The organism is Vibrio inusitatus (assembly GCA_024346935.1).
In the GTDB taxonomy this organism is placed as follows: domain Bacteria; phylum Pseudomonadota; class Gammaproteobacteria; order Enterobacterales; family Vibrionaceae; genus Vibrio; species Vibrio inusitatus.
The window spans coordinates 508,303-522,589 of sequence record AP024878.1; the positions used below are offsets into that span (position 1 = coordinate 508,303).

The 14,287-nt window shown below is 44.6% G+C and carries 12 protein-coding genes; 5 read left to right on the forward strand and 7 right to left on the reverse strand.

The window, feature by feature from the left end; genetic code table 11:
- Positions 1 to 36 precede the first annotated feature (36 nt).
- Positions 37 to 210, forward strand: a complete 174-nt coding sequence (locus tag OCU48_RS02445) for a hypothetical protein (RefSeq protein ID WP_167496236.1) — start codon at positions 37 to 39, stop codon at positions 208 to 210.
- Positions 211 to 269: 59 nt separating this feature from the next.
- The gene (locus OCU48_RS02450) at positions 270 to 743 is read left to right on the forward strand and encodes a hypothetical protein (protein WP_141347135.1); all 474 of its coding nucleotides are present in this window, start codon (positions 270 to 272) and stop codon (positions 741 to 743) included.
- Between the two features lie 159 nt (positions 744 to 902).
- Here the strand turns inward: OCU48_RS02450 and panC are convergent, their stop codons facing one another.
- The 7 genes from panC to sfsA form a co-directional block, all read right to left on the reverse strand.
- Positions 903 to 1,754: a pantoate--beta-alanine ligase gene (gene panC / locus OCU48_RS02455; RefSeq protein WP_141347136.1), complete on the reverse strand. Its 852-nt coding sequence runs from the start codon at positions 1,752 to 1,754 to the stop codon at positions 903 to 905.
- 8 nt (positions 1,755 to 1,762) lie between these two features.
- Positions 1,763 to 2,557, reverse strand: a complete 795-nt coding sequence (gene panB, locus OCU48_RS02460) for a 3-methyl-2-oxobutanoate hydroxymethyltransferase (RefSeq protein ID WP_141347137.1) — start codon at positions 2,555 to 2,557, stop codon at positions 1,763 to 1,765.
- Between the two features lie 27 nt (positions 2,558 to 2,584).
- Positions 2,585 to 3,073, reverse strand: coding sequence for a 2-amino-4-hydroxy-6-hydroxymethyldihydropteridine diphosphokinase (folK, locus tag OCU48_RS02465; protein ID WP_141347138.1), 489 nt, complete (start codon positions 3,071 to 3,073; stop codon positions 2,585 to 2,587).
- On the reverse strand, positions 3,070 to 4,419 hold the full coding sequence (gene pcnB, locus OCU48_RS02470; protein WP_141347139.1) for a polynucleotide adenylyltransferase PcnB: 1,350 nt from the start codon (positions 4,417 to 4,419) through the stop codon (positions 3,070 to 3,072). Before pcnB ends, folK begins: the two co-directional genes overlap by 4 nt.
- 105 nt (positions 4,420 to 4,524) lie before the next feature.
- Positions 4,525 to 5,412 (reverse strand): tRNA glutamyl-Q(34) synthetase GluQRS, encoded by an 888-nt coding sequence (gene gluQRS / locus OCU48_RS02475; protein WP_141347140.1) that lies wholly within the window; start codon positions 5,410 to 5,412, stop codon positions 4,525 to 4,527.
- Positions 5,413 to 5,536: 124 nt separating this feature from the next.
- The gene (dksA, locus tag OCU48_RS02480) at positions 5,537 to 5,983 is read right to left on the reverse strand and encodes an RNA polymerase-binding protein DksA (protein ID WP_017028396.1); all 447 of its coding nucleotides are present in this window, start codon (positions 5,981 to 5,983) and stop codon (positions 5,537 to 5,539) included.
- 140 nt (positions 5,984 to 6,123) lie between these two features.
- Complete coding sequence (sfsA, locus tag OCU48_RS02485) at positions 6,124 to 6,837, reverse strand: DNA/RNA nuclease SfsA (protein WP_141347141.1); 714 nt, start codon at positions 6,835 to 6,837, stop codon at positions 6,124 to 6,126.
- Positions 6,838 to 6,893: 56 nt separating this feature from the next.
- On the opposite strand from sfsA, the gene hrpB reads away from it, so the two are divergent.
- The 3 genes from hrpB (at position 6,894) to OCU48_RS02500 (ending at position 14,199) form a co-directional block, all read left to right on the forward strand.
- Positions 6,894 to 9,368 carry an ATP-dependent helicase HrpB gene (gene hrpB / locus OCU48_RS02490; RefSeq protein WP_141347142.1) on the forward strand — a complete coding sequence of 825 codons (2,475 nt, stop codon included), beginning with the start codon at positions 6,894 to 6,896 and terminating at the stop codon, positions 9,366 to 9,368.
- 60 nt (positions 9,369 to 9,428) lie between these two features.
- On the forward strand, positions 9,429 to 11,816 hold the full coding sequence (gene mrcB, locus OCU48_RS02495) for a penicillin-binding protein 1B (RefSeq protein ID WP_141347143.1): 2,388 nt from the start codon (positions 9,429 to 9,431) through the stop codon (positions 11,814 to 11,816).
- A 70-nt stretch (positions 11,817 to 11,886) separates the two neighbouring features.
- Entirely contained in the window at positions 11,887 to 14,199 is a 2,313-nt protein-coding gene (locus OCU48_RS02500; protein ID WP_141347144.1) for a patatin-like phospholipase family protein, read from the forward strand.
- The last annotated feature ends 88 nt before the right edge of the window (positions 14,200 to 14,287 follow it).

Sequence of the window (14,287 nt, forward strand, 5' to 3'; positions counted from 1 at the left end):
AGTGGGCATTTTTTCTCTAAATACAGGTAGAAGATCATGAAAAACTTAACTATCGCTTTACTAGCAGTATTCGCATTCGCAGCCAACGCTTCTGATACTGGCAATTATCGTGACGCACAGAACGATGCGCATCCAGTATTTCATTACGATAATCATGTAGCAGGTGCACCCACAACAGCCATGCCATCAATAAGCCGTGGCTCTAAATAGACTGTCCCTATGGTCACATGGAAGTGGTTTTGTTTATATTCGAAATTAGGTAACAAACCATGCAAAACTACGATTCATATTCAGAAGTTGAAAAAGCGTCAAAACTACTCACCGTTAAACAAGCAGCATACGTTCGAACAGCGACACGTATTGCCCTACGTGTAGAACAAGATGAAACAGATTTAGAACTACTTAGCAATGAAGATAAGGTTGCCATCAACTACGCTGTATCGCGTATGTCAGTAACCAACGGTTACTTTATGAGTCGTGGTCCATTGCCATTGCCAGAAGGTGGGTTTAATGAGCTAAACCTACGCCCATTTGCCGAACTAGACGTTCCCGATGAAATCAGCTACCACTTAGCTTGTATGGCAGTATCAATCATCAATCAGGGATGGGCATGTTTCCAAGCGCATGGTCAGCAACTACTACGTGACTTTGATATGCCTAGTAGGACTTTGGATGAAGCGGTAAGACTGGTTAATCACATTCGCGCGGTATCAATGACACCCAATCTCTTGGCGGTTAAATAATTAAAGCGCTACGTTTAGCCTTAATGGCAGTAGCTTTATTGGTTGATTTTGGTGTTGGTTATGAATGGCCATCAAACCTGTTAACCAATACATCTTGGGAACAATAAAAAGCGGCAGTTGGAATACCAACTGCCGCTTTACTATGTATAAAAGGTCTATTTAGCTTAACTGAATGATTTTGTTATCAATTAAACGAACAGAGCCTAAAAATGCCGCCATTAAAATTACCGCATTTTTAGCTTCAGTAGTGATGTCTTGCAGAGTATCTGCATCGCGAATAAATAGCTCGTCGGGTGTCATACCAACTTCTTTGAGACGCAGTTCACCAAATGAAATTACAGCCTTAGAATCTAGTGGTTCAAGGAGTAAACGGTCTGCCATTTCATGCATGATAGTTGCGACAGCAGGCGCGATTTTACGTTCATCTTCAGTAAGACGATTGTTACGAGAGCTCATGGCAAGGCCATCTTGCTCGCGTACTGTTGGCACTGGAACTATGTCGATATCCATAGCTAGGTCTTCAACCATTTGGCGAATAACAGCCACTTGTTGGAAGTCTTTTTCACCAAAGCAGGCTACATCAGGGCTTACCAAGTTAAACAGCTTGGTGACGATAGTGGCTACGCCACGAAAATGACCGGGACGCGAAGCGCCTTCGAGCATGTTTGATAGCAGAGGCACTTCGACAAAGGTCTGCTTGTCCAATCCCTTTGGATACATGATTTCGGGTGTTGGCGTGAAAACAAGCTCTGTACCTAAATCCTCAAGCAAAGCAATATCTTGCTCTACCGTGCGAGGGTAATTCTGCAAGTCATCTGGGTTACCAAACTGCATTGGGTTTACAAAGATGCTTACTATCACGACATCGGCTAATTCTTTAGCTTTGCGAACCAGAGTTAGGTGCCCTTGATGAAGGTTGCCCATAGTCGGTACAAAGCCAATGGTTTTTCCAGCCTGTTTATAGCGACGAATTTGCTCTCGAAGCTGAACGGTATTTTCAATCGTTAGCATGTTCACCCCTAAGCAATCGTATGATCCGGACCTGGGAATGCACCACTCTCTACATCTTCGATGTACTTAGTGACCGCTGTTCGCATATCGCCCGTTTCTGCTAGGAAGTTCTTTGAGAATTTCGGCATGTAGTTAGCTGAAATGCCGAACATATCGTGCATAACAAGAATCTGGCCGTCAGTAACATTACCTGTACCAATGCCAATAACAGGCACACTCAATGCGTGAGTGATACGTTCGGCAAGCGCTGCAGGAATACATTCTAGAAGAACGATTTGAGCACCAGCAGCTTGAAGTTCAAGTGCATCTTTGACCATTTGATCTGCTTGTTCTTGATCGCGGCCTTGTACTTTGAAACCACCGAAGATGTTTACAGATTGTGGCGTAAGTCCAAGGTGAGCACACACTGGAACCGCTCGCTCGGTAAGCATGCGCACTGTTTCAGCCAACCAAGACCCGCCCTCTAGTTTTACCATGTTGGCGCCCGCTTGCATCAGCTTTGCTGCTTCTAGACAGGCTTGCTCTGGCGTTGCATAACTCATGAATGGCATGTCAGCCATAAGAAGGCTATTTGGGCTACCTGCACGTACACAGCGAGTGTGATAAGCGACGTCTTCGACGGTAACAGGAAGCGTATCAGGTTTGCCTTGAAGCACCATTCCTAACGAGTCGCCAACCAGAAGCACTGGCATCTCTTGTTGTTCGAATAGTTGAGCAAAGCTTGCGTCATAAGCAGTTGAAGAAGCAAATTTTTTACCTTCTTCTTTAAGCTTCATTAGCGTATTGATAGTTACTTTTTTCATTTCTAGGCCTTTTACTGGAAGCTGGACTTAGTTTCTGTCCCACACTTGCAAGCCATTTCTGTCCACGGACTCGATCAGTTTGCACAGTGCACTTCCATCTGGAAGTATTAAATTAGGTTCAATTTCTAGAAGAGGATAAAGTACAAACTCTCTTACTCGCATACCGTAATGAGGCACCACTAAGCGTGGTAGGTCGATGGTTTCATCGCCATAAAGGATGATGTCGAGATCAAGAGTTCTAGGTCCCCAGCGCTCCTCTTTGCGCACACGCCCTTGTTCATTCTCTATCTTCTGAGTGTTATCAAGAAGCTCTAGAGGCTGTAGTTCAGTTTCGATTTTGACGACAGCATTAATGTAGTCGGGTTGGTTTTGAGGCCCCATAGGCGTACTGCTGTAAAGCGAAGACGCCTGAATAACACGGCTGCGAGGAAGATCTTTTAGGCTTTCTATCGCTTGTTTTGCTTGAGCGACAGGATCACCAAGATTACTTCCTACTGCAATATACGCATTAATCATGAATTGGTTTTCTTCGGTTTTTTCTTTGCAGGGCGACGACGACGTGCACTCCCTGATTTACCACCGCTTGCTAGATCATTGACCATTGCTTGGCGCATATTTCGGCCTGAGTGCTGGAAGGTATGCCACCATTGAGCCAGTTTTTGAGTATCGCCTTGTTCAACTTCGCCACGCATCTCAAGGAAATCAAATCCAGCGCGGAATTTATTCAACTCAAGCAGGCGGAATGCTCGCTTACCAGAGCGACGCTCTAGACGAGACTGTAGTTGCCACACTTCTCTGATAGTTGCGGTATGACGACGAGGAATCGCAGTGCTACGAACTTGTTCGTCAAGAATATGATTGCCGGCGGTCATCATGGCATCGTATTCGCTCATGCCTTGCTCTGCCATCAGGCGTGCAGCATAGACCTCTAGCGGGTACCACAGCATAGCGGCGAACATGAAGGCAGGGTTGACTCGTTTTCCTTCAGCAATGCGTTGGTCTGTCGACTCCAGTACCAACTCTATCATTAGCTCGCTCTTTGAGTTCTCTTCTTCAGTAAATAGTGCAGCGACTTGTGGGAACAAGTGCTCAAACAAACCAAATTCACGCAGAAGATCGTAGGTATCTAAACCGTGGCCGGATTGAAGTAATTTGAGAGATTCTTCATATAGACGTGCCGCCGGAATACCTTGAAGTAAAGGCGCAAGATAGTTAATCGGATTAGCGGTTTCAAAGCTGATATCCATGTCTAACTTAGACGCAAAACGGATTGCACGCAGCATGCGAACAGGGTCTTCGCGATAGCGAACCTCTGCATCACCAATAAGGCGAACCATACCTTCGTTCAAGTCTTGCATGCCATTGGCATAGTCATGGATAGAGTAATCTGCAATGTTGTAATACATAGCATTGATAGTGAAATCGCGGCGCTCAGCATCTTCATCTATGCTGCCATAGACGTTATCTCGCAACAGCATGCCTTCATCAGATTGAACCGCAGTTTGTTTTTCGGGTTCTTGATGATGGCCTCTAAAGGTGGCGACTTCGATAATGTCTCGACCAAAGATGATGTGTGCCAGTCTAAAGCGACGGCCAATCAAGCGGCAATTGCGAAACAATTGTTTGATTTGCTCTGGAGTTGCATTAGTGGCGATATCAAAGTCTTTTGGCGATTTGTCTAAAAGAAGGTCGCGGACGCCACCGCCTACTAAAAACGCATCGTATCCAGCTTTTTGTAATCGATACAATACCTTGAGCGCATTCTCACTGATATGCTCTCTAGAGATATTGTGTTTGTCTCTTGGGTAGATAGTAAGGTCTATTTTCCCAACTGAGTGTTTGGTATCGAAATCAGATGTCATCGAGTTTGTCGGTTTCTTTTTTAGTAGGAACGAGAGCGCAACAGTTAGTGTTGCACTTAATAAAGGTTTGGTCTGAATCAGCTTCAAATCCGCGCATATAATAGCCTAGCTGACGCGATTTGAGAACAAGGTTGTGATTTGAGTCTCTACTGGAAGTTGAGTTAAGTGCCAATGTTTAATTCCCCAGGTGATGATTTCATCAATTTTGGCTGTATCGATGCTTTCTGGGAGAGTAAACCCTAAAAACTGCATAGCTTGAAGCAATGACGGAATTGGGTTCTCGATACTAATGCCATCGGCATGGTTTTGTTTAGAGAGCTTGGCACCATTTTCAGTGACCGCCAGTGGTAAGTGCAGATATTGTATGGGCGTTTGTCCAAGAGTATTGTACAAACCAATTTGTCGCCCTGTAGGTTCGATAAGATCGGCGCCACGTACGACTTCAGTGACACCTTGTTCAATATCGTCAATCACGACTGCAAGGTTATACGCATATAAGCCATCACGACGTTTAATGATAAAATCTTCTTCAGCAATAGCTTGAGGGATAGCCGTTTTACCATGCTTAAGGTCGTAAAACTCTGTTATTGGGGTATTAACTTTTATACGAACAGCGCAACCTTCAGCTTGAAGATGTTGCTCTCTACAGTGACCAAGATAATACCCGCCATTGGCTTTGATTTGTTTGCGGGTACATTGACAATAATAGGCCTTATTCTCTGTAAGCCACTGTTCTATCTGTGATTGATATATAGAATGTCGTTGGCTCTGATACATGACCTCACCATCCCAAAAGAGGTGATACGCTTCTAGGGTTTTGAGAATAAGATCAGCAGCTCCCAGCATTTCTCTTGGTGGATCAAGGTCTTCCATTCGGACTAACCAGGTACCTTGTTGGCTTTTAGCTTGAAAATAGCTACCCAGCGCGGCGACTAGAGAGCCGAAATGCAAAGGGCCAGAGGGGGAAGGGGCGAAACGTCCAATGTAATCCATACAAACACTTATGATTGATACCAATCGTACTAATTAACAAGTTAGAATGATCACTTACTTAGTGTGATTGGTATGAAAAAGGGAGCCTAGGCTCCCTTTAGTTTAAACTATTACTTTGTTGGCGTTAGCCTTGCATCTGCTTTTCTTTAAGCTCAGCTAGCGTTTTGCAATCAATGCAAAGATCGGCTGTTGGGCGAGCTTCTAGACGGCGAATGCCAATTTCAACACCACAAGAATCACAGAAGCCGAATTCGTCTTCTTCGATCTTGTTTAGAGTTTTCTCGATCTTTTTGATCAAGCGACGCTCGCGGTCACGGTTACGTAACTCTAAGCTGAACTCTTCTTCCTGAGACGCTCGGTCTACAGGGTCTGGGAAGTTTGCCGCTTCGTCTTGCATGTGTACAACTGTACGTTCTACTTCTTCACGCAATTGGTCACGCCAAGCTCCTAAAATTTTTGTAAAGTGAGCCATCTGCTCTGGTGACATGTACTCTTCACCAGCTTTTTCTTGGTACGGCTCAACGCCTGCTATGGCTAGAATGCCTAGCGCTTTTTTCTTAGATTCTGGCATACCGCATCTCCTAATAACCTTATCAAACCACTAAGTGGCTTAATTTAAGGCGGGTATCTATAGCAAAAAGTCCTTGTTTTAGCAACGAGTCTGTTAGTTACATTTACAGCTGTACGAATAACTGTGAACAATTCGTCATTTTACAGCCCGTAAAATGGTAACTTGCGCGAGATCTTCATCTGATCAATGGATAGATCTGCATTGTAACAAAGTACTTCAACTCCGGATTTTTGCGCTTGTTTTAGTAAAGTTGAATAATGCTCATCTATATGGGTTGCAGGGGACACCTTTTCAATACCTGAATGTAAAACAATAAACAAAAGTACGGCTCTTTGTCCTGATTCTGTTATTTCGGTCAACTCTCTAAGATGTTTTTGTCCACGAGTCGTCACTGCATCCGGAAATTGCCCCAAGCCTTCATCATTAGAAAGTAAAGTGACACTCTTTACTTCAATATAGCAGTCGGTTTTATCCGATGAGCGCAACAAAACATCAATACGACTATTCTCAGAACCATATTTCTGTTCAGTTTTGAGTTCTTCATAGCCTGAGAGTTCTTTAATCAGCCCCTCTTTAATCCCTTCAATAGCGAGTGCATTGGCGCGGATAGTATTCACGCAGATACGATGCCCCGCTTTTGTTTCTGTTAACTCCCAGCTATTGGGGTATTTACGTTTAGGATTATCAGAAGTAGAGAACCACACCTTATTACCCGGTTCAGCACAACCGGTCATTGCTCCTGTGTTGGCACAGTGAATGGTAAGTTCAGAACTGTCATCTAAAGTAAGATCGGCAAGAAATCGCTTATAGCGTTTGATTAAAACGCCACTTTGTAAAGGAGGAGAAAATTCCATTTCTAAATCATTTGGGTAGAATTGACCAAGGACACATCATGGCATAGGCCCTTCTCTTGACTCAAGCACTATCCAATTTGCCTATTGGCGCAATTTTAGAGGATATTACCGCCTCTCTTAAGCTCAATTCTCAGTTGATTATTCAAGCCCCTCCTGGCGCGGGTAAATCTACCTTTTTGCCTTTGCAATTGCTCCTTGACCCGCAGTGGCAGGGCAAGATCATTATGCTTGAACCAAGACGACTGGCGGCGAAGAGTATTGCTAACTTTATTGCTAAGCAACTTGGCGAGGCTGCGGGGCATCGCGTGGGTTATCGAATCCGTGGCGAAAGTAAAACCAGTGCCTCTACTCGGCTTGAGATAGTTACTGAGGGCATCCTTACTCGCATGATTCAATCAGATCCTGAGCTTAGCGGTGTTGAACTGCTGTTATTTGATGAGTTCCACGAAAGGAGTATTCATGCTGACCTCGGCTTAGCTCTGGCTCTAGAGGTGCAGCAAGTATTCAACGAGCAACTTAAGATTGTTGTGATGTCAGCAACGCTTGACCAAGCAGGCCTGCATTCAATTATGCCCGATGCTGCGATTCATACCTCTGAAGGACGTGGCTACCCTATTGAGCAGCGATACGCCCCGCTTAAGCCAAATCAAAATTTAATCGCCCATATTTGCCAGCAAACCAACAAAGCAATAAACGAAGAGGGGGGTTCGATTCTTGTCTTTCTACCAAGTGTAGGGCTAATTAATGCTTGCTTAGAGTCATTGACCAATGATCTATCACAGACCAACAGGCTTAAGGTGCTTCCCTTACACGGTGGCTTGGACTTTGCAGCTCAGCAGCAGGCAATACAGCCATGCAATGAAGGTGAACGAAAAGTAGTGTTGACCACTAATATTGCGGAAACCTCACTCACTATCGAGGGGGTAAGAATCGTTATTGATTCAGGTCTTGAGAATCGAGCGAGCTTTGATTTGAGCAGTGGTATCACCCGTCTTGAGCAGAAATGGATATCGCAAGCATCGGCTATTCAACGTGCAGGTCGAGCTGGCCGAACTGAGCCCGGGATTTGCATAAGACTATTTTCTGAATCACAGTTCAATCAAAACCCCTCCCACACTATGCCAGAGATACTGCGATCCGATTTAGCGCCTTTAATGCTTGAAGCGGTGCAGTGGGGGAGTGGTGATCTCACTGAACTGCAATTTGTCGACCAACCGTCCACCGTGTCGGTAAGTGCAGCTGCGGCATTATTACAACGCTTAACCTTACTAACTTCTGACTTAACTTTGACTCAACAGGGGAAGCAAGCTCTACAATTGGGTTTAGAACCTCGTCTGGGAGCCATGCTTTCACGTGCGCCTGAACCGCTTTTCCATACCGCGTTGGTGACGACTGCAGTATGGGAAGAGCCGATGCGAAATAATGACGATACCGCATTTCAAGTTGCTCTGTTTGCGGATAAGAAACACCCCAAGCAAGGTGCGCTGAAAAGAAGAATCGAGAATTTAGCGGCAAGGTGTCAACGTAAGTTTTCTGCAGCATCGATACAAACAGGCCAGGTAGGTGTATGCCTAAGTTTTGCATTTCCTGATCGTATAGGACAGCGTCGCTCTTTTAGTGGCCATCAGTACCAACTTTCCTCTGGTCATGGCGCATTTGTGGATGAGAATAGCCGCTTATCTAGCGATGAGTACTTAGCGGTTGCCAATTTACAGAAAGGGCGTCAGTCTGCTAGCCGAGTTTTAGCTGCAGCACCTATCAGCTTGATGGACCTTGAAACTTATCATCATCTTGAACAAGAAGATGTGGTGCAGTGGAGTGATGAAAAACAAGCTATGTTAGCCGAGCATCAAGTACGCTTGGGTCAATTGGTGATAAAACGTAAGCCGATTTCGCCCTCTGAAATATCGTCGCAAGTGTTGGCTAAAGGATTGCTGAATTACATCGCTAAAAAAGGTTTGCAAATATTGCCTTGGAACAAAGATTCACAGGCGCTACGAAGTCGGGTCAATTGCGCTCGAGCTTGGCTTCCAGAGAAAGAGTGGCCAAATTGGAGCGATCAAGGATTGTTGAATAATATCGAAGAGTGGTTGTTACCACACCTTGATAATGTCCGTTCAGTAAAAGCATTACAAAGGTTGAATATGCTGGATATTCTCAATGCTGAATTAGGTTGGCCACTAAACCAAGAAATCAATACATTACTGCCCAAAGCATTAAAGGTGCCCTCAGGTTCGACAAAAGCCATTCACTACAGTGAAGGACAGAACCCTAAACTATCCATCAAGCTACAAGAAATGTTTGGTGAACCTCAGTCGCCAACGGTAGCGCAAGGTAGAGTTAAAGTGACTCTTGAATTACTCTCTCCTGCACAGAGACCATTGCAGGTAACTCAAGACCTAGAGGGGTTCTGGAATGGAGCGTATAAAGAGGTGCAAAAAGAGATGAAGGGTCGCTATCCTAAGCATCCGTGGCCAGATGACCCAGCCTCACACCAAGCGACGAGTAAAACTAAACGTCATCTTAAATAACTCTAAGTAGAGGCCACAAACCTCAGTGCTAAGTAATTAAACTATAAATGGAATCATAGCGTGCCAGAGAAACGGACTCCGCCAAAAAGTCGTCAAGTGAAGAAGCCACAAGCCAAAAAGACACCGGCAAAAAAAACAGCGCCGAGAAAGCCAGCTTCTAAAAATACCAAAGCTAATAAAAAAGCCTCTCGACCGTGGCTGAAGAAGCTTTGGAGTATTACTTGGAAACTAGGGCTTACCGGATTCGCGGTGCTTGCCTTTGTGATGATTTATCTAAATACGATTGTAGAGCGCCGCTTTGAAGGGCAGCTTTTCGATCTACCTACCGTCGTCTATGCACGTATATTAAACCTCGCTCCAGGAACCGAAATTACGCATTCTCAAATGCTAAAAGAGTTAGATGTTTTACATTATCGCAAGGTACGTGACCCTAAATTCCCTGGAGAGTATTCGGCTTCTAGCACCAAGATAGAGCTTATTCGTCGCCCGTTTGAATTTCAGGATGGTCCGGAGGCTGAGCGCCATGTCATGCTTCATTTTAATAGCTCTAGCGTCACCAAAATTGAATCGGTAGAGAAAAAAGCACAGCTGGGTTTCTTACGTCTGGAGCCGAAAATGCTTGGAATGCTGGAAAAAGATGTTACCGAACAACGACTGTTTGTTAAGCGCCAAGACTATCCAGAGTTTTTAGTAGATGCACTGCTAACCACTGAAGATAGAGATTTTTATCAGCATGATGGTGTATCACTTACCGCAATTGCACGTGCTTTTGTTGTGAACCTGAAGGCCGGGCGTGCGGTACAAGGTGGAAGTACTTTGACTCAACAGCTGAGTAAAAACCTGTTCTTAACGAGAGAGAAAACGCTAGTGCGTAAGGTTCGAGAGGCCTTAATCGCGCTTATTATCGATCATCGATATGACAAGGATAGAATTCTAGAAGCGTATTTGAACGAGGTGTACCTTGGACAAAGTGCCGGTGAGGCGATACATGGGTTTGGCTTGGCGGCTCGGTTCTATTTTGGACAACCGGTCCAAGAGTTGCGTATTGACCAAATGGCAATGCTTGTTGGATTGGTCAAAGGGCCATCGTATTACAACCCTATTCGTAACCCAGAGCGAGCTAAAGAACGTAGAGACTTGATCCTTAAATTGCTGTTTGAGCAGGGGACTCTCGATTCAGAACAATACCAACAAGCGGTAAATAGAGAGTTGGATCTGCAAAAAACGCCACAGATAGCGAGTCGGCAACCCGCTTACTTTCAACAGCTTAAAAACGAGTTAAATCAATATGTAGGTGAAGATTTTCAGCAGCATGCGGGGCTACGCTTGTTTACTACCTTAGATCCTGTTTCTCAGTCAATGCTGGAAAAAGCAGTAATGGAAACCCTACCAAGACTTGAGAAAGGGAAACCAGAACAGTTGGAAGCAGCCGCTATTGCTGTAGATAGACAAACGGGTGAAATTCGCGCCATGGTCGGGGGACGACGTACTGGCTATGACGGCTTTAACCGTGCATTGAATGCTTCTCGTCAAATAGGCTCTTTGGTTAAACCAGCTGTTTATCTGGATGCGCTGATGCAACCAGATAAGTATCAATTGGCTACCACCTTAGTTGATGAACCTATTTCACTCAAAGGAAATAAGGGAAGCAACTGGACACCAAGAAACTTTGATAGAAAGTTCCGTGGTGATGTGCCGCTCTATCGTTCACTTGCTCAGTCCTTGAATGTACCAACAGTGCAACTGGGTATGACGCTAGGTATTAGAAATGTACAGAAAACCATTGAAAAGCTTGGTGTAGGTGAGGATGAGGTTCGCCCTCTACCTTCGATGTTCCTTGGTGCGTTTTCGCTAACACCGTATCAAGTAGCGCAAATGTACCAGTCACTAACCAACTCAGGACGGAAAGTGCCTTTGAGCGCTCTGCGAGTAGTGAAAAACCAAGAAGATGAGGTGCTTTATCAATCGTTCCCTCGTGCTCAGCAGGTAGTGCCTGAGCAAGCTTCTTGGCTTACTACTTTTGCCATGAAAAAAGTCGTGAGTGAGGGTTCGGGTCGCTATCTATCTGCCAATTACTCTCGCTATGCACTCGCAGGAAAAACGGGCACCAGTAATGATGGTCGTGATAGCTGGTTTGTTGGCGTGGACGGCAGAGAAGTGGTGACACTTTGGGTTGGACGTGATGATAATCAGCAAGCTCACTTGACTGGATCATCAGGCGCTCTAAGAGTCTATGCCGATTACTTAAAGCATCGAGAACCCGAGGTTCTTAGTCTGCCTTGGCCGAAAGGCATTCGTACTCTAGGTTATCGTAAGTTGGAAGATGGGAGCCTAGCGGTAGATTGCAGTAGTGACTTTAAACTCCCAGTTTGGGATGAGAGTGGTTTGGCACTAGAAGAGTGTGAATCTAGCGCAAAGCCTTGGTTTAAAAAAATATTACCATGGTAGGTCCAATGATTTGTCACAAAGTGTGTTAGATTTAAGGGTATTCTAGTAAACGGATTTATAGGAATATCAATTGCTTCGTAACACATTCCTCGTTGGCATATGTGCAGCTTTTGCTTTTGCTGTGCATGCGCAGTCTGCAACTTCAACTGAGTCTCAATCAGTTAAATCAAAATCTAGACCTACCATTGGCGTAGTTCTCGCTGGTGGTGGGGCAAAAGGTGCAGCTCACATCGGGGTACTTAAAGCCCTTGAAGAGATGAGAATTCCTGTTGATATCATCACTGGTACCAGTATGGGTTCGTACGTCGGTGGGCTTTATGCTACAGGACAAAGTGCCGATCAAATTAAAGGTTATTTGACCACCGTTGACTGGAACTCCGGTTATCGTGATCAAGTAAACCGTTCAGATCGCCGCCTGCGTGACAAAGAATACGAAGACCGCTATCAGCTGAATACTGACCTAGGTGTTGGTATGGGCACCATTAAAACGCCTAAGGGTGTTGTTCAAGGGCAGGGGATGCTACGTATCTTGCGAGAAACTTCTCGTAATCCTCCGGCCATGGACTCCTTTGATAATATGGCGATACGCTACCGCGCCGTGGCAACTGATATTGTCGAGCTTGAAGAAGTCGTTATTGATAAAGGTTACCTAGTCGATGCCATGATGGCGTCTATGTCGGTACCCGGCGCTCTGCCTCCATATGAAGTGAACGGAAGAATGCTGGTAGACGGTGGTGTGGTTAATAACATGCCTGTCGATCTAGCTAAGGATATGGGCGCGGAATATGTTATTGCCGTCGATATATCAAGTAATTACAAAACCAAAGAAGAGCTGAGAAGCTTTTTGGATGTCGGTGGCCAACTCTCCAATTACTTAGTACAGCGTAGCACCCTAGAAAAGGCTGAATTACTGACTGAAGATGATACCTATTTAAAGCCTGAAGTTGGTGCCATAGGGACGACAGATTTTAGTGCTATGCCAGAGGCTTATGAGCTAGGCTACGAAGCGGCAATGGCCAATCGCGGCAAGCTAAAGCGCTACTCGCTGTCCGAAGAAGAGTATGCAACGTATATCAAGAACAAAGCACTTAAAGCTGAGCTTTTGATTATGGGTGATGAGATTCCCATTGATGCTATTGAGGTTCAAAATCAGAGTCATTATAACTCCGATATATTGAGCCATCGTCTAGACCTTACAGTTGATGAGCAGCAACCTACTCCAGAAGAGATCGAAGAGGGGATAACTCGTCTCTACGCATTAGATCGCTTTGAAAAAATCACTTACCGTGTTGAGCAACGGGAGCATGAGAATGCGATTGTTGTGAGTGTAGATGAAAAAGATTGGGGGCCTAATTACCTTAACTTTAGGTTTTATCTAGAAGATGATTTTACTACAGAGAGTAAATACGGGTTAGGGGCCTCCATTAATTTTACCGACTTGAGTCGTCAAGGAGCAGAGTTACGTACCAATTTAGAGTTAGGTACTGATAAGCTGATTTCTGCTGATCTTTATGCCCCATTTTTTGCCAATCAATTACTGTTTAATACGCTTACCGTTAAATATACCGATGAAGGTCGGAACGTAGCGTTGGCATCCATATCCGGTGATATAGATGATTTGTCTCAAACAAAGAACTATGTCCCTGTTAGCTATAAGCAGTTTGTTGCAGATATGGGGATTGGCTTACAACCCGCGCTGTGGAATGAAGTAAAAGTAGGTATTCGCTATACTCTTGGCGAGGCCGAGCTATCGACACTTCCGACTCTAGGTGATTCAAATTTTGAACGAAAAGCGCTGTATGCACGATACCTTCACGATACATTGGATAGTCTATCTTTCCCAACTCGCGGATCATTGGTCTACCTCGAATACATTAGTTCATTTGATTCAGTTGAAAATCAAGGAGCAACGACAGAAGAAAATGAAAGAGTCGACGAGTACAAGATGGACTTAGTAGGCGCTGCGACTTTCTTTGAAAAACATACCTTAGTTGCTACCGCTGAATTGGGTTTATTCGACGCTAATAATTCAGGTGCTGTGCCTATTGATCCGTATGATTTGGGTGGCTTTCAAAACCTATCCGGCATCCCAAGAAATAGTTTAATAGGTCAGAATAAGGTATTTACTAAGCTAGTTTATCGCTATCAATGGTTTGAAAATGATTTTGGTATGTTCCAATCACCGGTCTACTTAGGTGGCTCAATAGAATATGGTGGTGTTTGGACTGGTGATGACAACGATATTAGTAATGCGCCACTGTTCGTTGCAGGATCTGTATTTGCTGGTATAGATTCCCCTGTGGGGCCGGTAATTCTTGGTTACGGTCATACTGAAGATGGTATGGGGTCAGTGTATTTGATCATAGGCACGGCCTTTAAATAACACCTCTGGTGGCATTTTTAGACACAAATTGTAAAAGATTTCATCCTAAGTTGCTATGTTGGTCAAAATGGCGAGATTTTAATTTAAG